The 19,778-nt window shown below is 70.5% G+C and carries 23 protein-coding genes and 1 tRNA gene; 18 read left to right on the top strand and 6 right to left on the bottom strand.

Annotated features, from left to right (window positions below; all coding sequences use genetic code 11):
* Nucleotides 1-4 precede the first annotated feature (4 nt).
* Genes FHX45_RS07345 through FHX45_RS07335 form a run of 3 tightly spaced genes read left to right on the top strand, consistent with a single transcriptional unit; the run spans nucleotide 5 to nucleotide 2,843 of the window.
* Nucleotides 5-1,492, top strand: a complete 1,488-nt coding sequence (locus FHX45_RS07345) for a replication initiator (protein ID WP_243868945.1) — start codon at nucleotides 5-7, stop codon at nucleotides 1,490-1,492.
* Between the two features lie 11 nt (nucleotides 1,493-1,503).
* Entirely contained in the window at nucleotides 1,504-1,683 is a 180-nt protein-coding gene (locus tag FHX45_RS07340) for a helix-turn-helix domain-containing protein (protein WP_167097870.1), read from the top strand.
* The gene (locus tag FHX45_RS07335; protein WP_167097868.1) at nucleotides 1,683-2,843 is read left to right on the top strand and encodes a tyrosine-type recombinase/integrase; all 1,161 of its coding nucleotides are present in this window, start codon (nucleotides 1,683-1,685) and stop codon (nucleotides 2,841-2,843) included. Before FHX45_RS07340 ends, FHX45_RS07335 begins: the two co-directional genes overlap by 1 nt.
* Before the next feature lie 57 nt (nucleotides 2,844-2,900).
* Here the strand turns inward: FHX45_RS07335 and FHX45_RS07330 are convergent.
* Nucleotides 2,901-2,973: transfer RNA gene (locus tag FHX45_RS07330), tRNA-Asn, on the bottom strand.
* Between the two features lie 142 nt (nucleotides 2,974-3,115).
* On the opposite strand from FHX45_RS07330, the gene FHX45_RS07325 reads away from it, so the two are divergent.
* Nucleotides 3,116-3,358 (top strand): hypothetical protein, encoded by a 243-nt coding sequence (locus FHX45_RS07325; RefSeq protein ID WP_167097866.1) that lies wholly within the window; start codon nucleotides 3,116-3,118, stop codon nucleotides 3,356-3,358.
* Nucleotides 3,359-3,387: 29 nt separating this feature from the next.
* Here FHX45_RS07325 and FHX45_RS07320 read toward each other — a convergent pair whose 3' ends face one another.
* Entirely contained in the window at nucleotides 3,388-3,984 is a 597-nt protein-coding gene (locus FHX45_RS07320) for a hypothetical protein (RefSeq protein WP_167097864.1), read from the bottom strand.
* A 383-nt stretch (nucleotides 3,985-4,367) separates the two neighbouring features.
* Here FHX45_RS07320 and FHX45_RS07315 point away from each other — a divergent pair, with 383 nt between their 5' ends.
* The 5 genes from FHX45_RS07315 to FHX45_RS07295 all read left to right on the top strand — a co-directional run bounded on the left by FHX45_RS07315 (nucleotide 4,368) and on the right by FHX45_RS07295 (nucleotide 11,794).
* On the top strand, nucleotides 4,368-4,592 hold the full coding sequence (locus FHX45_RS07315) for a helix-turn-helix domain-containing protein (protein ID WP_167097862.1): 225 nt from the start codon (nucleotides 4,368-4,370) through the stop codon (nucleotides 4,590-4,592).
* 58 nt (nucleotides 4,593-4,650) lie between these two features.
* Nucleotides 4,651-8,214, top strand: a complete 3,564-nt coding sequence (locus tag FHX45_RS07310; RefSeq protein ID WP_167097860.1) for a ThuA domain-containing protein — start codon at nucleotides 4,651-4,653, stop codon at nucleotides 8,212-8,214.
* Between the two features lie 71 nt (nucleotides 8,215-8,285).
* A complete protein-coding gene (locus tag FHX45_RS07305) occupies nucleotides 8,286-9,908 on the top strand; it encodes an OmpL47-type beta-barrel domain-containing protein (protein ID WP_208405838.1) in 1,623 nt (540 codons plus the stop codon).
* A 24-nt stretch (nucleotides 9,909-9,932) separates the two neighbouring features.
* Entirely contained in the window at nucleotides 9,933-10,871 is a 939-nt protein-coding gene (locus FHX45_RS07300; protein ID WP_167097858.1) for a multicopper oxidase domain-containing protein, read from the top strand.
* A gap of 17 nt (nucleotides 10,872-10,888) precedes the next feature.
* Nucleotides 10,889-11,794, top strand: coding sequence for a sugar phosphate isomerase/epimerase family protein (locus FHX45_RS07295; protein WP_167097856.1), 906 nt, complete (start codon nucleotides 10,889-10,891; stop codon nucleotides 11,792-11,794).
* A 58-nt stretch (nucleotides 11,795-11,852) separates the two neighbouring features.
* On the opposite strand, the gene FHX45_RS07290 is transcribed toward FHX45_RS07295, so the two are convergent.
* Complete coding sequence (locus FHX45_RS07290) at nucleotides 11,853-12,245, bottom strand: hypothetical protein (protein ID WP_167097854.1); 393 nt, start codon at nucleotides 12,243-12,245, stop codon at nucleotides 11,853-11,855.
* 85 nt (nucleotides 12,246-12,330) lie between these two features.
* On the opposite strand from FHX45_RS07290, the gene FHX45_RS27975 reads away from it, so the two are divergent.
* The 5 genes from FHX45_RS27975 to FHX45_RS07265 all read left to right on the top strand — a co-directional run bounded on the left by FHX45_RS27975 (nucleotide 12,331) and on the right by FHX45_RS07265 (nucleotide 15,395).
* Complete coding sequence (locus FHX45_RS27975; protein WP_341771385.1) at nucleotides 12,331-12,543, top strand: LuxR C-terminal-related transcriptional regulator; 213 nt, start codon at nucleotides 12,331-12,333, stop codon at nucleotides 12,541-12,543.
* A gap of 196 nt (nucleotides 12,544-12,739) precedes the next feature.
* Nucleotides 12,740-13,333 carry a TetR/AcrR family transcriptional regulator gene (locus FHX45_RS07280; RefSeq protein WP_167097851.1) on the top strand — a complete coding sequence of 198 codons (594 nt, stop codon included), beginning with the start codon at nucleotides 12,740-12,742 and terminating at the stop codon, nucleotides 13,331-13,333.
* 53 nt (nucleotides 13,334-13,386) lie between these two features.
* Nucleotides 13,387-13,593, top strand: coding sequence for a hypothetical protein (locus tag FHX45_RS07275; protein ID WP_167097849.1), 207 nt, complete (start codon nucleotides 13,387-13,389; stop codon nucleotides 13,591-13,593).
* A 611-nt stretch (nucleotides 13,594-14,204) separates the two neighbouring features.
* A complete protein-coding gene (locus FHX45_RS07270; RefSeq protein ID WP_167097847.1) occupies nucleotides 14,205-14,612 on the top strand; it encodes a hypothetical protein in 408 nt (135 codons plus the stop codon).
* A gap of 96 nt (nucleotides 14,613-14,708) precedes the next feature.
* Complete coding sequence (locus tag FHX45_RS07265; RefSeq protein WP_167097845.1) at nucleotides 14,709-15,395, top strand: alpha/beta fold hydrolase; 687 nt, start codon at nucleotides 14,709-14,711, stop codon at nucleotides 15,393-15,395.
* Nucleotides 15,396-15,498: 103 nt separating this feature from the next.
* On the opposite strand, the gene FHX45_RS07260 is transcribed toward FHX45_RS07265, so the two are convergent.
* Entirely contained in the window at nucleotides 15,499-15,741 is a 243-nt protein-coding gene (locus FHX45_RS07260) for an antitoxin (protein WP_167097843.1), read from the bottom strand.
* A gap of 98 nt (nucleotides 15,742-15,839) precedes the next feature.
* A complete protein-coding gene (locus FHX45_RS07255; RefSeq protein WP_167108568.1) occupies nucleotides 15,840-16,220 on the bottom strand; it encodes a MerR family transcriptional regulator in 381 nt (126 codons plus the stop codon).
* A 51-nt stretch (nucleotides 16,221-16,271) separates the two neighbouring features.
* Here FHX45_RS07255 and FHX45_RS07250 point away from each other — a divergent pair, with 51 nt between their 5' ends.
* The 3 genes from FHX45_RS07250 (at nucleotide 16,272) to FHX45_RS07240 (ending at nucleotide 18,251) form a co-directional block, all read left to right on the top strand.
* A complete protein-coding gene (locus tag FHX45_RS07250) occupies nucleotides 16,272-17,132 on the top strand; it encodes an NAD(P)-dependent oxidoreductase (RefSeq protein ID WP_167097841.1) in 861 nt (286 codons plus the stop codon).
* On the top strand, nucleotides 17,129-17,557 hold the full coding sequence (locus FHX45_RS07245) for a PPOX class F420-dependent oxidoreductase (protein WP_167097839.1): 429 nt from the start codon (nucleotides 17,129-17,131) through the stop codon (nucleotides 17,555-17,557). The genes FHX45_RS07250 and FHX45_RS07245 overlap by 4 nt, the downstream gene beginning before the upstream one ends.
* A gap of 76 nt (nucleotides 17,558-17,633) precedes the next feature.
* On the top strand, nucleotides 17,634-18,251 hold the full coding sequence (locus FHX45_RS07240; RefSeq protein WP_167097837.1) for an SDR family NAD(P)-dependent oxidoreductase: 618 nt from the start codon (nucleotides 17,634-17,636) through the stop codon (nucleotides 18,249-18,251).
* 15 nt (nucleotides 18,252-18,266) lie between these two features.
* Here FHX45_RS07240 and FHX45_RS07235 read toward each other — a convergent pair whose 3' ends face one another.
* Nucleotides 18,267-18,734 carry a winged helix-turn-helix transcriptional regulator gene (locus FHX45_RS07235; protein ID WP_167097835.1) on the bottom strand — a complete coding sequence of 156 codons (468 nt, stop codon included), beginning with the start codon at nucleotides 18,732-18,734 and terminating at the stop codon, nucleotides 18,267-18,269.
* A 128-nt stretch (nucleotides 18,735-18,862) separates the two neighbouring features.
* Here FHX45_RS07235 and FHX45_RS07230 point away from each other — a divergent pair, with 128 nt between their 5' ends.
* Nucleotides 18,863-19,774, top strand: a complete 912-nt coding sequence (locus FHX45_RS07230; RefSeq protein WP_167097834.1) for a nitrilase family protein — start codon at nucleotides 18,863-18,865, stop codon at nucleotides 19,772-19,774.
* Nucleotides 19,775-19,778: the final 4 nt, after the last annotated feature.

Raw genomic sequence — 19,778 nt, 5'->3', positions numbered from 1 at the left:
ACCCTTGACCGTCTCGACCATGACCCTCAGCCCCACCACCAAGACCGTGGTGGGGCTGGGAGCCGTCGCCGAGCCGGACATCCTCCGCCGCGCGACCAGCCCCGACTACCGCTGGTGGCTCGCCCACGTCATGCCCGCGGCCCCCTGCTCCCGACCAGTACGCCTCCGAGTCGAAGCCGACTGGGGCGGCGGTGAGGTCGAACGGGTCACCGACGACATGCCCGACGGCCTGCTCTACGTCGCCTGCAAGAACCGCCGCGCCTCGGTCTGTCCCGCCTGCGCCGAGACCTACCGGGCCGACACCTACCAACTCGTGAAGGCCGGGCTCGTCGGCGGCAAGGGCGTGCCGGAGAGCGTCACCGAGCACCCGTGTTTCTTCGTCACGCTCACCGCGCCGGCCTTCGGGGCCGTGCACACTCGCGTGGTCAGCAACGGGCAGGTCAAGCCCTGTCGACCCCGGCGGTACGCCCCGCTCTGCCCGCATGGTCGCTCGACTGAGTGCCGGGTCCGGCATGGCGAGGACGACTCGTGCGTGGGGGAGCCGATCTGCCGGGACTGCTACGACTACGAAGCCCAGGCGGTCTGGAACTTCCACGCCGGGGAGTTGTGGCGGCGCACCACGATCACCCTGAGCCGCTACCTCAAAACCGCCGCCAAGGACCGGGGCGTCAAGGTCCGGCTCTCCTACGTCAAAGTGGCCGAGTACCAGCGGCGCGGCGTTGTGCACTTCCACGCCCTGATCAGGCTCGACGGGCTCAACCCGGCTGATCCGGATACCATCGTGACGCCGGACCCGAGTATCACGCCGGAGCTGCTGAGCAGCCTCATCGACACCGCTGCGACCGTCACGCGCTTCACCACGGCACCCCACCCCCGGCAACGCACTGGCTGGACTTTGACCTGGGGCAAGCAGCGCGACATTCGCCCCGTCCACCTCAACGTGAGCGACCAGGACGACCGCGGGGCGCTGACGACTACGGCAGTGGCGGCCTACCTCGCCAAATACGCCACCAAAGCCACTGAAGAGGCCGGGCACGTCTCCCGACGCCTGACACAGCTCGACGCGAACATGCACGCGGACCGCGACAACCACCAATCACGGCAGCTCGTCGCCTGCTGGCGACTCGGACAGCGGCCCTTCTACTACACCAGCACACAACAACGCACCGACTGGGCTGAAGGCTGGGGCAAGCTCCAGAAGTGGGCGCACATGCTCGGCTTCGGCGGGCACTTCTCCACCAAGAGCCGCCGTTACTCCACCACCCTCACAGCGCTGAGGGCTGTCCGTAAGGCATTCCAGCGCGGCGAACACCCCGAAGAAGCACTACCGGTCGATGCGGATGAAGACGGCGAACAGTCGGCGGTCACTCTCAACTGGATCTTCGATGGCGTCGGGTGGTTGACCATCGGCGACGCCGCCTTGGCGAACACGGCCGCGGCCAAGGCGCGGGAGCGCAAACATGTTGCGCGAGAAGAGATCGAAAGCCACTGAAGGGAGAAGCAATGGAACCGATCCTGCTCCGCGTCGACGAAGCCGCGCACCTGCTCGGCATCGGCCGGACGCGGGTCTACGACTTGATCCGGTTAGGACAGTTGCGGTCCGTCAAGGTGTTCGGCTCGCGCCGGATTCCCCGGGACGCGATCGAGGAGTACGTCCGATCCTTGACGGCACAGGCGGCGTGATGGCGAAGCGCGCGGCGAACGGGATGGGCACCATCGTGCAGCGCAAGGACGGGCGCTACCAGGCGGCGGTCTACGTGCTCACGGTGCACGGAACCCGGCAGCGGAAGTACGTCTACGGCAAGACCTGGGAGGAGGTGAACAACAAGCGCATCGAGCTGCTCGACAACAACCGCAAGGGCGTGCCGTCGATCTCCTCGTCCATGAAGCTGGGGGACTACCTCGACTACTGGCTGGACGAAATCGTGCGGGTCGAGCGTGGGGCGTCGACCTACTCGGGGTACGAGGTCGTCGTCCGGCGGTACCTCAAGCCGCTGCTCGGGTCGCGGAAGCTGAACGCTCTGACGCCGGCCGATGTCCGGAAGATGCTCGCGAAGCTCCGGAAGATGGAGACGATCCACGGCCGGACGCTGTCTGCGCGCTACGTGCAGAACGTGTTCGAGGTGTTGCGGAGTGCGCTTAACAACGCCGTGCGGGAAGAGCTGATCGGACGCAACGTGACCACCCTGGTCAAGGCGCCGTCGCGGGATCACTTCGAGGTCGAGCCCGTGTCGGCGGCCGACGCGCGGCGGTTCATCCGGCACGCCTCGGAGCACTGGTTGCAGGCGCTGTGGCTCGTGCTGATCACCACCGGACTCCGGAAAGGCGAAGTTCTGGGGCTGGCCTGGTCGGACATCAACCTGACGACGGGGGAGTTCCACGTCCGGCGGACGGTCCAGCGGGTGCGCGGCCAGTTGATGTTCGGGGAGCCCAAGACCAAGAAGTCCCGGCGCGTGCTCTACCTGCCGCCCGTCTGCCTCGCGGCCCTCAAGACGCACCGCCGGGACACCGCCGAGCGGCTGACCGAGCCCCTCAACCCGGCACCGGGGCAGCCGGACGACCTCGTGTTCATCACCCGAACGGGGAGGGTGGTCGAGCCGCGGAACGTCAACACCATGCTCGACCGGGTGCTACGGAGAGCGAGCATCGATCGCAGCCGAGTGCATGACCTAAGACACACTGGCGCGACGCTTCTCCTCGAAGACGGGGCCACCATCCGCGAGGTGATGGAGCAGCTGGGCCACGCCTCGATCACGACCACAGCCAACATCTACGGTCACGTGCTGGACCAGGCGAAGCGGCAGATGGCCGAGCGGATGAACCAGCTGGCCTCGGGGAACTGATGTCACCCCTGGATGCAACACAGGCCCCGGATGATCTCCGAGGCCCTGTTTGTGCAGCTCCCCCGGTTGGACTCGAACCAACAACCCTTCGGTTAACAGCCGAATGCTCTGCCAATTGAGCTACAGGGGAATGCTCTGCCGCGCCCGGATCGCTCCGGGCTGACGGGACAGAACTTTAGCTCATCGGCGATCGCGCTCTGCAAGCACCCCCCGGCACCGGTCCGGGGATTGGGGGACAATGGTGATCGAGGCGGAGACACCAGGAGGCGCGCATGAAGACTTTCCTGCTCGGCGCGGGCGTCGGGTACGTGCTCGGCGCTCGGGCCGGTCGTGCGCGGTACGAGCAGATCGTGCGGACCTACCGCGCGGTCGCCGACCACCCGGCCGTCCAGGGCGCGGCCGGGTTCGTCCGCGCCAAGGTCGGCGAGAAGGTGGGCGGACGTCTGCCGTTCACGCGCTCGCACAGCGGGCCGGACGGGTACCGGGCCCGCGAACCGAAGGTGACCCAGGCGTAGCGGACCCGGAAGGCGCCGGCGGGGATCGCTCACCGCGCCCGCCGGCGCTGCGCGACCTCCTCGATCGCGGCCACGGCGGCCCGCGGATCGGTGGCGTAGAACTTGATCACCCGGGCCTCGCCGGTGCGGCCGAGCGGGCGGGTGACGGTGACGGGGTGCCGCAGTTCGAGGACGACGTTCGTCTGCCAGGACTGCGCCACGGTGAACGTGCCGTCCTGGAGAGTGAGTGCCCGCTTCCCGGAGTGGTCCTCGCTGCGGGCGCGGACCGCGGCGATGGCCGTCACCGGGACCGGTACGTCGAGGTGCGCGCCGTGCCGCACGCGCACCTCGCGCGGGGACGCGGAGTGCGGGTACACCGTCGCCGAGCACAGCAGGCCGACCACCAGTAGCAGCGAGTACACCTCGAGGACGGCGAGCACGACGTGCACCGCCGGACCGAACCTCACCAGCGCGAACAGCAGCCCCTCGACCACCGTCACCACCGCGAACACGACCAGGAACGACCGCTGCGCGGCCGAGTACGGCAGCGCGACGGCGTCGTCGTCGAGCGCTTTCCGGCCGCGCAGTGCGAGTCCGATCGCGGCGAAGGTGCGGCGCTCGTTCCGCAAGTAGTGCCGCGCCCCCATGGCTTCCCCCCAGATCGCCGGGCTCGCCGTCAGGTTACCGGTCCTCCCTGTCGCCCACCACGAGCCGCGGCGCCCGTTCGACGAAGGTGACCGTTTCCGCGGATCACCGGCTACCGGCTGATCGCGGATCCCGGCCGGCTTGCCCGGCTGGAGCTGGCCCTCGCCGGGTGAGTCAGCGGCATCCGCCGAACGTTGTGGTCCGAACGGAGTCACTTCTTCCTGCACGCGGCGTTCCAGTGGCCAGTTCGCGACAAACATCTTCCTACCGTGCGCAGAAGTGGTTAGTTTCCCCAGAGCATCAATCGCCCGCTGCTGGGAGGGCAGAGATCAATGCTGATCCGATCCCGAATCACGCTGCCGGCCGGCCTTAGGGCAGGCGGGAAGTGACCGCCACGCTCGACCAACCCCTCAGAGCGCCCGATCTCGCGGCCGAGGAACTCGCGGTGCTCGCCCTGCTCGCCGACGGCCTGCCGATCGACGCGGTCGCCCGGCGGCTCAACCTGTCCAACCGCACGGTGCAGCGCCGGATCCGGCGGATCTGCGACCGGCTGGCCGTGCACGCCCCGATCCAGGCCGTGGTCTGGGCCGCGCGGCGCAGGCTCATCTGATCCGAGCGGGAGAACCCCCGCGAGCCCAGGAAACACCGAACTCCAGGCGAGGGATGGTATGCGGCACAGACGTGAACCGAACCGATCCAGAACTTCGAGACTCCGGCGGGTACTGGCCCAGTTGTGCGGACTGGTCCTGCTGACCGCCGTGCCCGTGGCGCCCGCGCTCGCGGCTCCGGCACCCGGGCCCGCACCGCAACCGGCCGCGCAGACTCCGGAACCGGTGCGGGTCCTGGTCTTCCACGGCCCGTCCGACCGGCAGGCCGACCCGGTGAACACGGCCGCCGCGGCGATCCAGGACCTCGGCCGCACCGGCGGGTTCCAGGCCGACGTGTCGGCGGATCCCGCCGCGTTCACCCCCGCCAACCTGGCCCGCTACCGGGGTGTGGTGTTCCTGTCCGCCGACTCGGTGACGCTCAGCGCCGCGCAGGAGGACGCGCTCAAGGCGTTCGTCGCCGCGGGCAACGGGTTCGTCGGCGTCCACGACGCGGCCCGCGCACAGTCCACATCGGACTGGTTCACGGGGCTGATCGGCACCCGGCCGGCCGCCGGCCCGGACACCGTCCAGCAGGCCGTGGTCGATGTCACCGACCGGCAGCATCCCGCCAACGCCGGGCTGCCGCTGAACTGGACCCGCTCCGACCAGTGGCTGAACTGGAGCCCGAACCCGCTCGGCCAGGTGCACACCATCGCGCAGGTGGAGGAGTGGAAGTACCAGGCGGGACAGGGTGCCAACGGCGCCTTCCACCCGGTGTCGTGGTGCCGGGACTACTCCGGCGGACGCTCCTTCTACACCGGCATGGGCCGCACCACCGAGAGCTACACCACCGACCAGCTCTTCCGCGGCCACCTGCTGGGTGCGATCCGGTGGACCACCGGCATGGTGCGCGGCGACTGCAAGGCCACGATCGCCTCGAACTACACCGTGGAACGGCTCACCGGGAAGAACCAGCCCGGCCAGCTGGACCAGATCGGCGAGCCGCACGGCTTGACCATCGCCCCCGACGGCACGGTGTTCTACATCGGCAAGGCCGCCTGCCCGTCCGGCCCGGTCGTGGACTGGGCCGACCCGAACGTGGGGCTGGGCTGCGGCACGATCCACCAGTGGGATCCGAGGACCAAGCAGGTCAAGCTCCTCACCACGCTCGCGGTGATGGGCAACCGCGGCAGTGGTGACGAGCTGGTCAAGAACGAGGAGGGCCTGGTCGGGATCACCCTCGACCCGGACTTCGCCCGCACCGGCTGGATCTACGTCTACTGGATGCCGCACGACTCGATCGACCGGGAGAAGCGGATCGGCCAGCGCACGGTGTCCCGGTTCACCTACGACGCCGCGCGGCAGACCATCGACCAGTCCACCCGCAAGGACCTGCTGCACTGGAACGCCCAGATCCACAGCTGCTGCCACGCCGGTGGCGGCATGGCGTTCGACCGGGCCGGGAACCTCTACGTCGGCGTCGGCGACAACAACTCCTCCGGCGGTTCCGGCGGCTACTCCGGCAACAACTGGACGGCCGAGTACCAGGGCACCTCGTTCCAGGACGCGCGCCGCACGTCGGGCAACACCAACGACCTCAACGGCAAGATCCTGCGCATCCACCCGGAGTCGGACGGCACCTACACGATCCCGCCGGGCAACTTGTTCACCGGAGCCGAGCAGGGCGGCGGCAAGACCCGGCCGGAGATCTACGTGATGGGCGTGCGCAACATCGCCCGGCTGGCCATCGACAAGCAGCACGACTGGCTGACCGCGGGCTGGGTCGGCCCGGACGCCGGCGCCCCCAACCCCGACCTGGGGCCCGCGAAGTACGAGACGGCCACGGTCATCACGTCGGCGGGCAACCAGGGCTGGCCCTACTGCATGGGCAACCGGCAGCCCTACCGGGACCGGAGCGACACCGACGCGAGCGTCCTCACCGGCTGGTACGACTGCACCGGCCTGAAGAACACCTCGCCACGCAACACCGGCCTGGTGGACATCCCGCCGGCCCGGGACAACGCCATCTGGTACTCGCCGCAGGGCGGTGGCCCGGTCTACCCGGCGCGCGCCGACGGCAGCGGCGTGCCGACCTACGTCCAGTCCGACGCGACCTACACCGAGCCCTACCTCAAGGGCGGCGGCCAGGCCGTGATGTCCGGCCCGACCTTCCACCGCGCCGAGGCGAACACCGGCAGTGGTGTCGCGTGGCCGGCGTACTGGGAGGACAAGTGGTTCATCGGTGACGAGTCCAACGGCAACAACCGGATCGCGGTGACACTGGACCCGGCCCGGGTGCCCGCGCAGGGCGCACCGGCGTTCGCCGAGGACCTGCGGCAGATCATCAAGGGCGGCGGTGGTGACACCGGCCTGCAGAGCTGGATGGACGCCAAGTTCGGCCCGGACGGCGCGCTGTACCTGCTGGACTACGCCGGCGGGTTCTTCAGCCTCGACCCCAACCAGAAGCTGCTGCGCATCACCTACCACGGCGGGGCGGCCACCCCGGCGCCGGACGCGGCGACGGTGGGGGCCACCACGCAGGCCGGCCCGATGACCATGGCGTTCACCGGCACCCGGGCGGGCGGTGTCGCGTGGCGGTGGGACTTCGGTGACGGCGCCACGTCCACCGAGGCCAACCCGAAGCACACCTACCTGCGTGGCGGCACCTACTACGCCACGCTGGAGGTCACCTACGCCGACGGTGCGAAGGCCACCGGGCACCTGCCGGTGACCGTGAGCTGCCCGGCCCCGGACGCCCGCCAGCGGGTGTGGATCCTGGACGGCGAGACCGCGGTGCCCAACCGCAACCTCGGACTCGGCTGCACCATCAACGACCTGCTCGACGACGAGCGGCCCTGGCCGGGTCACGACGCGTTCACCGCGTACGTGTCCGGGCTGGCCACGCAGCTGCGCGGCGTGAACCTGTTGTCGGACAAGGAGGTCAACCAGCTGAACCGGGCGGCGGCGTCGTCGGCGGTGGGCAAGGCCGGCGCGACGGGCTACGAGTGGATCTTCGACGGCACCTCCACGGCGGGCTGGAGCCAGGCGCCGGCCGGCCGGTTCGACCTGCAATCCGACGGCACCCTGCACAGCGCCGGCGGCATGGGAATGCTGTGGTACTCGGGCAAGTCGTTCGCCGACTTCTCGGTGCGGCTCCAGTTCCGGGATGTCGCACCGGCCGGTGACCGCGCGAACAGCGGGGTGTTCACCCGGTTCCCCGATCCGCGCACGCCGCTGGAGCAGCGTCCGCCGGGCAGTTGCGGCACGGTCGGCTCCGCGCGGACCTCGCAGGCGTGGGTCGCGATCTACTGTGGACAGGAAATCCAGATCAACGACAACCCGGCGGGCGACGCGCAGAAGACCGGCTCGGTCTACAACTTCTCCCAGCTGGGCCTGGACCGGGCGATGCCGACGCCGAAGGGTGTGTGGAACGACTACGAGGTGCGGGTGACCGGCCAGCACTACACCATCATCCGCAACGGCGTGGTGATCAACGAGTTCGACAACACGCCCGGCAAGCAGTCCTCGCGCGCCGGTGACCCGCCGACGGACCTGCGGCAGTTCTTCAGCGGGTTCATCGGGTTGCAGAACCACAGCGACCGCGACGTGATCGAGTTCCGCAACATCCGGGTGCGGCAGCTGTAGCGACACCCGCTTTCCGGTGGCGCCGCCGTGGTGGCGCCACCGGATCCCACCCTGCGAGGAGAAGGAAAACCATGCGTGTCTTCCCACGCCGCCTGCTCGTGACCGGGATCGCGGGACTGTGCCTGCTCACCGGTGCCACGGCGACAACGGCGGCCACCGCGATCGCCGGTCCGGCGCCCGTCACGGCCGGCGACGTCACCCCCGCCGCCGAGCAGGTCCTCACCTGGACCGCGAACGACAGCATGACCGCCTACGCCTCGGCACCGGCGAGTGCCGTGGCGGGCGCGGCGACCATCGTGTTCGAAAACAGCACCGCCACCGGCAACACGACCGGCATGACCCACACGCTGACGTTCGACACGTCGACTCCCGGCTACAACCACGACGTCGCCGTCAACATCACCGCGAGCCCGCTGGACGCCGAACACGGGCTGCACCAGGTGCCGGTCACCCTGACTCCGGGAAAGTACCGCTACTACTGCGCGATGCCCGGGCACACGATGAGCGGCGAGCTGGTCGTCACCACCGGTGGCGGCCAGCAGGACACCACACCGCCCGAGGTGACCGCGACCGTCGCGGGCAGGACCGACGGCGACGGCAACTACGTCGGCAGCGCCACCGTCACCCTGACCGCGACCGACGACCGTTCCGGCGTCGCCACCGTCGAGTACACACTCGACGACGACACCTACCGCCCCTACACCGCGCCGGTCACCATCACCACCCCCGGCGCGCACACCGTGCACTACCGGGCCACGGACGAGGCGGGCAACGCGAGCGAGCCGAAGACCGTGGTGATCAATGTCGTGCAGCCCGCGGAGGACACCACGCCGCCCCAGGTGACCGCGAGCGTCGCGGGTCAGCGCAACGACGCCGGGAACTACGCCGGCAGTGCCACGGTGACCCTCATCGCCACCGACACCGGATCCGGTGTGGCGGCGGTAGAGTACACTGTGGACGGTGGCGCGTACCTCACCTACCGCCAGCCGATCGTCCTGCAGGCCGGCACGCACACGCTGATCTACCGGGCCGCCGACAAGGCGGGCAACACCAGTGAGCCGAAGACGCTGACGGTCCGGGTGGACCCGCTCGGCGACGTGGTCGCGCCCTTCGTCACCGCCCGGCTGGACGGCGAGCAGAACACCGAGGGCGGCTACCTCGGCACGGCCACCCTCGTGCTGACGGCCACCGACACCGAATCGGGCATCGCGTCGGTCGAGTACGACCTCGACGGCGCCGGATACGTCCGCTACGGCCAGCCGGTGACCATCACCGCGGTCGGCCCGCACACGGTGCACTACCGGGCGACCGACCGGGCCGGCAACACCAGCGCGGCGCAGACGGCCTCGTTCACGATCGCCGCCGCCGGCGACGTGACCCCGCCGGTCGTCACCGCGCAGTTGTCCGGTGCGCAGAACTGGTCGTGGGACTACCTCGGTCCGGTGACAGTCACCCTGATGGCGACCGACGAGGCGTCCGGAGTGGCACGCGTCCAGTACTCTGTGGACGGTTCCGTGTTCACCCGCTACCACAAACCGTTCGTCATCGACCACCTCGGCACCCACACCGTCCGCTACCGGGCCACCGACCTGGCCGGCAACACCAGCGCGACCGGCACCGTCACCTTCACCGTCGTGTCCTCCACCGGTCCGTCCCGGCAGGAGCAGCAGCCGGCCGACCGGCGCATGGCGTGACTTCCTCCGGCGAAAGGATTCTTCATGTTTCCCAAGTCCCGCGGTTTGTCCCGCCGCGCCGTGCTCGGCAGCGCGGCCGCCGGGCTGGCCGTGTCCGTGTCCGTGCCCGGGGTGGCGACCGCCGCGCCGGCCCGCCCGCAGGGTGAGACCCGGCGCCTGACGGTGTACGCCGAGAAGATCTCCGACCAGCTGTACGGGTACGGGCTGGCGCCGGGCGCGGCGACCGTGCCCGGTCCGGTGCTGGAGATGTGGGAGGGCGACACCCTCGAGATCGATCTGGTCAACACCACCGACCGGGTGCTGTCGCTGCACCCGCACGGCGTCGACTACGACGTCCACTCCGACGGCACCCTGATGAACGACTCCGCGGTGATGCCCGGCCAGACCCGCCACTACACCTGGCGCAGCCACACCTCCTACCGGCGGGCGGACGGGTCGTGGGCCGAGGGCAGCGCCGGGTACTGGCACTACCACGACCACGCGATGGGCACCGAGCACGGCACCGAGGGCATCCTCAAAGGACTCTACGGTGCGCTGGTGGTGCGGCGGCGGGGTGATCTGCTGCCCAGGCGCCAGTTCGTCGTGGTGTTCAACGACATGATGATCAACAACCGCTCCCGCGACGCCGTGCCGACGTTCGAGGCGAACCTCGGCGAACGGGTCGAGTGGATCGCGATCGGGCACGGCAGCAACTTCCACACCTTCCACCTGCACGGGCACCGCTGGCTGGACAACCGGACCGGCACGCGGCTCTCCGAGTACGACAACAGCCCGCTGATCGACATCAAGGACCTCAACCCCGGTGTGTCGTTCGGGTTCCAGGTGATCGCCGGGGAGGGCGTCGGACCGGGCATGTGGATGTACCACTGCCACGTCCAGAACCACTCGGACATGGGCATGGCCGGCATGTTCCTGGTCCGCAACGCCGACGGCACCATGCCGGACGGCGTGCACGAGCACTGAGCGGGAGGAGGAGCGAGATGTGTGGTGGAACGCCCGTCGTCGTGGACCGGCGGCGGTTCCTGCGCGGGGTGGCGGCGACGGCGGCCGGGGTCGCGGCGGCCGGGATCGGGGCCGGGTCCGCGGCCGCCGCCGGTGGAGGTCGCATCCCGAACACCAAGATCGGGCTGCAGATGTACTCGGTGCGGGACGCGTTCATGGCCCAGCCGGAGGCGGTGCTGCGGGCGCTGGCGCGGGCCGGGTACCGCAACCTGGAGTTCGCCGGTTTCCCCGGCGGCACCGACCCCGCGCACGCGCGGCAGATCCGGCCCCTGCTGGACTCCTACGGGCTGCGCGCGGTGTCCAGCCACCACGGGTATGCCGAGTTCACCGACCCGGAGCGGCTGGACCAGCTGATCGAGATGGGGCGGATCCTCGGCCAGCGCTACCTCGTGTGCCCGGGCGGCGTGCCGGACACCGCCGAGGGGTTCGCCGCGGCCGGTCCGGCGTTCAACCGGGCGGGGGAGAAGATCCGGCGCGCGGGGATGAAGCTGGGGTACCACAACCACACCGGCGAGTTCCTCGGGCGCGGTCCGGACGGCCGCACGTTCTACCAGATCCTGCTCGACGGTTCCGATCCGTCGCTGCTGTACCTGGAGCTGGACATGGGCTGGTCGTCCGCGGCGGGCCTGAGCGCGCAGGACAACGTCGAGCTGATGCGGGCGAACCGGGACCGGATGCTGCTGGCCCACGTGAAGGACCTGGACGCGCACGGCAACCTCGCCGACCTCGGCACCGGCGTGATCGACTACCGCACGATCCTCGGTGCGGCGACGCGGCTGGGCGTGCGGGAGTTCATCATCGAAAACGACGACCAGAGCAACCCGCTGACCGATTCCCGGGCCGGCCGGATGCACGACTACCTGGCGGCGCTCCGGCTGGGGTGAGGGACGGGTCCGGCCCGGCGGGCACGCCGGGCCGGACCTCCACGTGGCTTCGCGCCCGTCACCCCTGTCCGAGCCGGTCCGCCAGCCGGGCCACGCCGCCACGGATCATCCGCCCGTAGTCGTCGTCGGCGAGGGTGTCCAGCACGGCCTGCGCCGCGGCCAGGTGCTCGCGTGCGCGGGGCAGATCGCCCAGCCTGCGGTACACGTCACCGAGGTTGAGGTGCAGCGACGGGAAGAACCCGCGCACCTCCGCCGGCTCCGCGGCCCGGGCCGCCTCCAGTGCGCGCAGATCCCACGCCAGCTCGTCCCGCGCGCAGTCCTGCCGGTCGGCGAGCCAGTGTGCCGCCGCGCACCGGTCCACCGGGGAACCCGTCTCCCACACCCGCGCCAGGATCCGCCGCGCCTCCGCCGGGTCCGCCTGCAACGCCCGGGTCAGTTCTTCTCGGCTCATGACGCCAGCCTGGGACCTCGACCTGCTCGAAGGTCAACCCCGTTCCGTCCTTGACCGGCCGTGGCCCGGCGATCACGATTCCGGTGTGGGAGAGGAGCCGGAGGTGATCGAGCTGCCACGCCGTGACCTGCTCCTGCTGCGCCTGCTGGCCGAGGGGCTGTCGCCCGACGAGGTGGCCTGCCGGATGGGGTTGTCCGGGCGCACGGTGCGGCGCCGCGTGCGGGGGATCTGCGACCGCCTCGGCGTGGCGACCCCCATCCAGGCCGTGGTGTGGGCCGTCCGGCAGGAGATGATCTAGCCCGGCCGGGCCGAGTCCCGCGCGGCGGCGCGCCATACCGCCTCCCGGATTGTCCACAGTAGACCGGGTGGAGCCGGTTGCGTCGGTCGGAGCCCGCCATCCACCGGCACCCAGCCGGGCAGGCCCGCCGGTGTCCGGGCGGGGCTGATCCCACGCCGGGACCGGCGCGCAGCGCGCCGTCCGGCACAATCGGGGTATGACCGAGGCCACCACCGGCAGCACGCGAGCCCAGATCACGCGGGCCGCGCTGCTCGACGCCGCCCGCGAGGTGTTCGTCGCCTCCGGTTACGAGGACGCCAAGCTGGTCGACATCGCCGAGCGGGCGGGCGCGAGCATCGGCAGCCTCTACCACCACTTCACCGCCAAGGCGGACCTGTGGATCACGCTGTACGACGAGTACACGCGGCGGCAGCAGCACCGGTCGGCGCGGGCGTTCCGGACCGCGCTGGCGGCAGGGGAGGAGGACGCGCTGCGGCTGTTCATCGCGGGCACCCGGGCCTACCTCGACGGGTGCTGGGAGGAACGGCAACTGGCGCGGGTCTTCCTGTCCGGCAGCGGGCCCGCCGGGTTCGGGCTGCTCACCCGGCAGCGGTTCCGGGAATGGCTGCACGCGAACTCGACGCTGGTCAACGGCCACACCCGGCCGCTGAGCGACATGCTGGTGCTGAGCCTGACGGCGATGGCCACCGAAGCCGGGCGTGAGGTGGCGGCGGCGCCGTCGAAGGCGAAGGCCCGCGCGATGATCGACGAGGTGCTGGAACTGATGGGGCGCCTCTACCCGACCTCGTGATCGCTGTCGCCGAGGCCGGGCCCGGTTCCGCCGGCGCCCACCTCCGGCGTGACTTGACCGTCTTGGGCAAGGCCGGCGACTTCAAGGTCTACGTGAAGGTGCACGAGGACATCATCTCGATCTGCGACACGAAGGCGGACGGCTTCAAGCCGCACCTGCGGGTGTTCACCGAGGACTCGAAGATCCAGAGGTACGAGTTCTGGGCGAAATACGGCAACGGTACCTGCGATTCCAGGTCTGCTTCGCAGGGCGGAGAATGAAACCTTCCCGAGGGGAAGATGATCACGATCGACGCCTGCGCCAACATGGTCTGCGGTAAGTGGAAGTTCAAGAACGATCGCTGATCCGCGGTCTCGCGAGTCCGGCCCGGCCGGCCCGGACCGCGTCATGGGTCTCGCCGCCGGCCGGGCCCGCACGGTGACAGCGAGACCGTGAGCTGCCGGCCGATTCCGGCATCCTGCGTGCTTGTCAGCACGCCGCCGGCGCTCGCCCGGACGAGCCCGGCCCCACCTCAGGGGCGAGCGGATCGTCCGGCGGGTGCAGCGGGCCAGGTGAACAGGCCATCGGCCGTTCATCCACATCGCCTCGCGTGAGCGTGGCCACGACGGCACCGTCGCGGTCGCCGCGCGCCCCGGCGAATCCGCTACCTCGCACCGCGGCCTGATTGACCTGAACACCCTGCTCACCCGCGTTGCCGGCACGACTCAGGTGACGGGTGACCGCCCCGGCCGAAGCATGTGTTCACGCGGACCGCCCTCCGGCCCCTGGGATGACGCCCTCGCCGCACGAGTGGATTGTTGAACGATCCCCTTGTTGTCTTGATCATCAGGCGCTACCGTATGCCATCGCTTCCAACCGGAAAGGAAAACCGATGAAGTCTCGCAAGGGCGCGCGTGCCGCAGTGGCCTTGGCAGCTGCTGCTCTAGGGGTTCTGGCCTTCGACGGCACCGCCTCAGCCGCGCCGGCGCCGCCGGATGGGGGCAGCTGGGACCACGTCTGGAAGGGTTCGTCCGGAGACTTCACCATCTACGTGAAGGAATACGGCGACGTCGTCTCGATCTGCGACACGAAAGCGGACGGTAAGACCCCGCGAGTTTGGGTGGGCCTCGGAAACGGGAAAACCACGCAGTACACGTTCACGGCGCCGGGTGGAAAGTTCGCGTGTAACACGAAGCGCGCCTCGGACGGCGCCAAGTACAACCTGACCGAGGGGAAGCGGTACACCGTCACGGGTTGCGCCTGGGGCTGCGGCGCGTGGCCGTTCACGAACGATCACTGATCTGCGCGCTCCGAGCCCCAGCTCGACCCGGCGAAGAATCCAGGTGCATCCTCAGCCTGACACAGATTGTCGGGGGTCGGCTCTAGGGTGCGGCGCATGGACATCGTGCTCATCGCCGGTCTGTGGCTCGACGGATCGGCGTGGGACGTGGTCGCCTCCGAACTCCGGTTGCTCGGCCATCGTCCCGTGCCGGTCACCCTGCCCGGCCAGGGCGACGGATCCGCTTCCGCCACGCTCGACGACCAGGTGGCGGTCGTGCTCGCCGCCGTGGACTCCGCCGCGGGCAAGCCGCTGGTGGTCGGGCACTCGGCCGCCTGCAGCCTGGCGTGGCTGGCCACCGACGCACGGCCGGACCAGATCTCCGGGGCCGTCTTCGTCGGCGGGTTCCCAGCCGCCGACGGACAGCGCTACGCGAGATTCTTCGAGCTGCGGGACGGCGTCCTGCCGTTCCCCGGCTGGGCCGCGTTCGAGGGGCCGGACTCGGCCGACCTGGACGAGGAGGCCAGGCGCGCCTTCGCCGCCGCCGCGATCCCCGTTCCCGAGGGGGTCGCCAGGGGCGTGGTGCGGCTGACCGACGAGCGGCGCTTCGACGTGCCGGTCGTGGTGGTGTGCCCCGAGTTCACCCCGGCCCAGGCGCGGGAGTGGATCAAGGCCGGTGACGTGGCCGAGCTCGCGAACGTCAAGCACCTGGGCTTCGTGGACATCGACTCGGGCCACTGGCCCATGCAGACCAAGCCGGCCGAACTCGCCAGGCTTATCGCGGCGGTGGCCGACGCGGCCTGACCAGGGCCGCGGTGCTTCGCACACATCGGGCGCGGTACGGCGACGGGCCGGCTCCGCCGGGAAGGCGGGGCCGGCCCGTTCGACGGCCGGGTGGGGTCGTGCGTCACTGCGGCGGCGGTTGCGGCGGTTGCTCCTGCCCCGGCGGTTGCGGTGGTTGCTCCTGCCCCGGCGGTTGCTCCTGCCCCTGTCCGCGCACGTACTCCTTGGCCTTCTCCGACGCCTGGTCGATCTGGTCCCCGTGCTCGCCGAACCGGCCCTTCGCGGCCTCGGCGGCCTTGTCGATGCCCTGGTCGGCCTTGTCCGGGTTCTTGCTCAGTGCGTCCTTGGCCTTGTCGAACATGTTCATGGCGCTTACCTCCTCACCGTTCGCGTACCCGGGACGCCCGGGCGGAAACGGTGGGGTCCCCCGGACGCGGGATCCCGCGCGTCCGGGTGCCGGCACGGCTAGACCGCCGCGGTCCGCCGCGCGTCCCACCGGCGTTCCGTGGCCTCCAGGTAACCGTGCAGGGTCTGGCGGGCGCGCAGCAGCGCGCTGATGTGCCCGTCGAGCCCGTCGAGCCGTCCGCGCAGCACGGTCACCAGCTCGTCGCACGGCTCCAGCTCCGGTTCCGCTCCGCTGGCGCACGGCAGCAGCACCGCGATCTCCTCGGTGGACAGGCCCGCATCGAGCAGGTGCCGGATCTGGGTGACGGTCACCACCGCGTCCTCGTCGTACTCGCGGTAACCGTTGCCGCCCCGGGTGGGTTTCAGCAGGCCCTGGGCCTCGTAGTAGCGCAGCTGGTGGGCGTTGACACCCGTCCGCCTGCCGAGTTCGCCGATCAGCACCCTGGTTCCTCCCTTGACCTTCACACCGGTCTGAACGTCCACCATCGTGCCATGACCAAACACGCCGTGACCGTTCTCGGTCTGGGACTGATGGGCCGGGCCCTCGCCGGTGCGCTGCTGCGCGCCGGGCACACCACCACCGTGTGGAACCGTTCGCCCGGCAAGGCGGACGCGCTCCCCGGGGCAGTCGTGGCCGGATCCGTGCGGGAGGCGGTTGCGGCGAGCCCGGTCGTGATCGTGTGCGTCACCGGCTCCGCGGCTGTGCGGGAGGTCCTCGACGCCGCCGGGGACCTGGACGGCCGGGTCGTGGTGAACCTGAGCTCGGGTGCTTCGCGGGAGGCGCGGGAGACGGCCGCGCGCCACAGCCGCTACCTGGACGGCGCCATCATGGCGGCCCCGTCCGACATCGGCACCCCCGCATCCGCGATCGTCTACAGTGGAAACCGCGCGGCCTTCGACGAGCACGAGCACCTCCTGCGCGACCTCGGCGCCGCGACCTTCCTCGGCGACGACCCCGGCCTGGCCGCACTGCACGAGACCGCCGTGCTGGGCCTGATGTACGGCATCCTGAACGGGTTCCTGCACAGCGCCGCCCTGCTGCGGGCCGCGGGGGTGCCGGCGGAGTCGTTCGTCCCGTTCGCCGGTGCGGGAATCGAGACGGTCGCCGCATGGTTGCCCGGATATGCGCGCCAGATCGACGAGGGCCGGTACCCGCCCGTCGACGCCACCCTCGACACCCACCTGGCCGCCATCGACCAGGTCGTCCAGGAGAGCGTGGCCGCCGGGGTTGATTCCGGGCCACCGGCGTTCGCCCGTGAGCTGGCGCGGCGCGCGGTGGCGGCGGGACACGGCGGCGACAGCTACGTTTCGGTGATCGAGCAGTTCCAGGCACCCGACAAGGAGCGATCATGAGTACGTCCTTCGACCCGCACCAGTTGCTCGCCGAGAGCAGGATCGCCGTCCTCGCCACGATCAAGGCGAACGGCCTGCCCCACCTCTCGCCGGTCACGCCCTACTACGACCGCGAGGCCGGGGTGGTGCTGGTGTCGATGACCGAGGGCCGGGCCAAGACGCGCAACCTGCGCCGCGACCCGCGGGCCGCGCTGGAGGTCACCAGCTCCGACGGGTGGGCGTGGGCGACCGCCGAGGGCACGGTGACGCTCACCGGACCGGGCACCGATCCGCACGGCCCGGAGGTCGGCGCGCTGGTCGACTACTACCGCCGCGCCGCGGGCGAGCACCCGGACTGGGACGAGTACCGGCAGGTGATGGTCGCCGACCGCCGGGTGCTGATGACGCTGAAGGTCGACCGCGTCTACGGCGAAAAGATCCGCTGACGCGCGGCGCACGCGGCCGGCCGGCCCAGCCGCGGTCTTGACCCTGTCACCGTGTCAGGGTTCTACCGTCGGTGCCATGAGCGGAGTAGTGATCATCGGAGCGGGACCGGGCATCGGACAGGCCGTGGCACGGCGATTCGTGCGGGAAGGGCTGCCGGTGGTGACCATCGCGCGATCGGAGCGGGCGGTGCCGGGCGCCCGTGCGCTGGTCGCCGACGCGACGGACGAGGACGCGCTGCGGGGTGCCCTGAACGTCGCGGCCGGCGAGCTCGGCACGCCCGACGTGCTGGTGTACAACGCGGCGATCATCCAGCCGGACGGGCCGGGTGACCTGTCCGCCCGGGGGCACCTGGACGCGTGGGCGGTGAACGTGGTGGGCGCGCTGACCGCGGCGGCGCACGTCGCCCCGGCCATGGCGGAGCGGGGGAGTGGCACGATCCTGATCACCGGCGGCATGCCGGAGCCGGACCCGCGCTACGTCAGCCTCTCGCTGGGCAAGGCCGGCGTGCGCACGCTCGTGTCGCTCCTGGACGCGCAGTACGGGCCGTCCGGCGTGCATGTCGCGTCGGTGACGGTGGACGGCCCGGTCGCGCCCGGCACCCCCTTCGATCCCGACGACATCGCCGAGCACTACTGGGCCCTGCACACGCAGGAGCGCCCCTGGGCGGCCGAGGTCGTGCACACCGGGCAGTAGCCGGCGGCGGCGTGGTCAGCCGGCTCGGGCCGGGGTCGCGGCCACCTTGCGCACGAACGCGTCGCCGGCGCTGATGGGCTGACCGGCCGCGTTCGTGACCTGGAGTTCGACGGGACGCCCGGTCTCGACGTCCAGCAGCGCCGAGCGCGGCTCGTCCTCGTCGAACAGGTGCGCCTCGCCCCACTTGCGGAGCGCCACGATGACGCCGAACAGCTCGCGGCCCCGGTCGGTCAGCGCGTACTCGTGGTAGGCGGACCCGTCGGCCGCCGGGACGACCTCCAGGATGCCCTGGGCCACGAGTTCGCGCAGGCGGGTCGCGAGGATGTTCTTGGCGAGCCCGAGGTTCCGCTGCAGCTCGCTGAACCGGCGGATGCCGTCGAAGGCGTCGCGGATGATGAGCAGCGACCACCGGTCGCCGATCACGTCCACGGTCCTGGCGACCGGGCATTCCGCCTGCCGGTGGCTCACGCCCCGCGCTCCCATCGGTGTCCCCCTTGTTCGTCGTGCGCCGGAAATCTGCTCCGGAGTGGTTGCAAGTTTAAACCACAGTGCTCTAGGGTTGCCACTCATGGTTTCAAAGTGAAACCACTTTGGGCAGCCGAGGAGACGCCATGACGGAAGAGACGCAGGCCGGCCAGGACACCCGGGTCAGCCCGGTCCGGGTCGCGGTCGCACAGTTCGAGCCCCGGGTGGGCGTGGAGAACCTGAAGGCCAACGCGGCGGCGGTCGAGGAGCGCCTGATCGCCGCCGCGGACGGCGGCGCCGACCTCATCGTCCTGCCCGAGCTGGCCACCACCGGTTACGTCTTCGAGACCCGCGATGAGGCCTTCGCACACGCCGAGGCGGTCCCGGACGGCCCCAGCGTGCAGTCGTTCGCCCGCATCGCGGCCGAGCGGGACGTGTACATCGTGGGGTGCGTGGTCGAGCAGGACGGCCACCAGCTGTTCGACACCGCGGTCCTGGTCGGCCCCGACGGGTACGTCGGGCGCTACCGCAAGACCCATCTGTGGAACACCGAGAAGCTGTGGTTCACCCCCGGCAACGAAGGCTTCCAGGTCTTCGACACCCGCATCGGCCGGATCGGGCTGCTGGTGTGCTGGGACATCTGGTTCCCGGAGACGGCCCGGATCGTGTCGCAGATGGGCGCCGACATCATCTGCATCCCCACCGGCTGGGTCTGGACGCCACCGCCGCTGTACGACGCGAGCGGCGTGTGCATGGCCGCGTACCTCACGATGACGGCCGCGCACGCGAACAACGTCTTCATCGCCACCGCCGACCGGATCGGCCAGGAACGCGGCGCCGGCTTCATGGGCAACTCGCTCATCGCGGGCACGAACGGCTGGCCCATCGACCGCATCGCCGGGCCCGACGAGGACACCATCATCTACGCCGACGTCGACCTCACGGCGGCCCGCACCGCCCCGATCTGGAACCAGCTGAACGACCTGCACCGCGATCGCCGCACGGATCTCTACGACCAGATGCTCGGCTACCGCGGCAGCGCGCCGCTGCCCCGGTGACGAC

It is taken from the genome of Amycolatopsis granulosa, from assembly GCF_011758745.1.
In the GTDB taxonomy this organism is placed as follows: Bacteria; Actinomycetota; Actinomycetes; order Mycobacteriales; family Pseudonocardiaceae; genus Amycolatopsis_E; species Amycolatopsis_E granulosa.
This window is presented reverse-complemented; position numbering and strand designations above follow the sequence as displayed.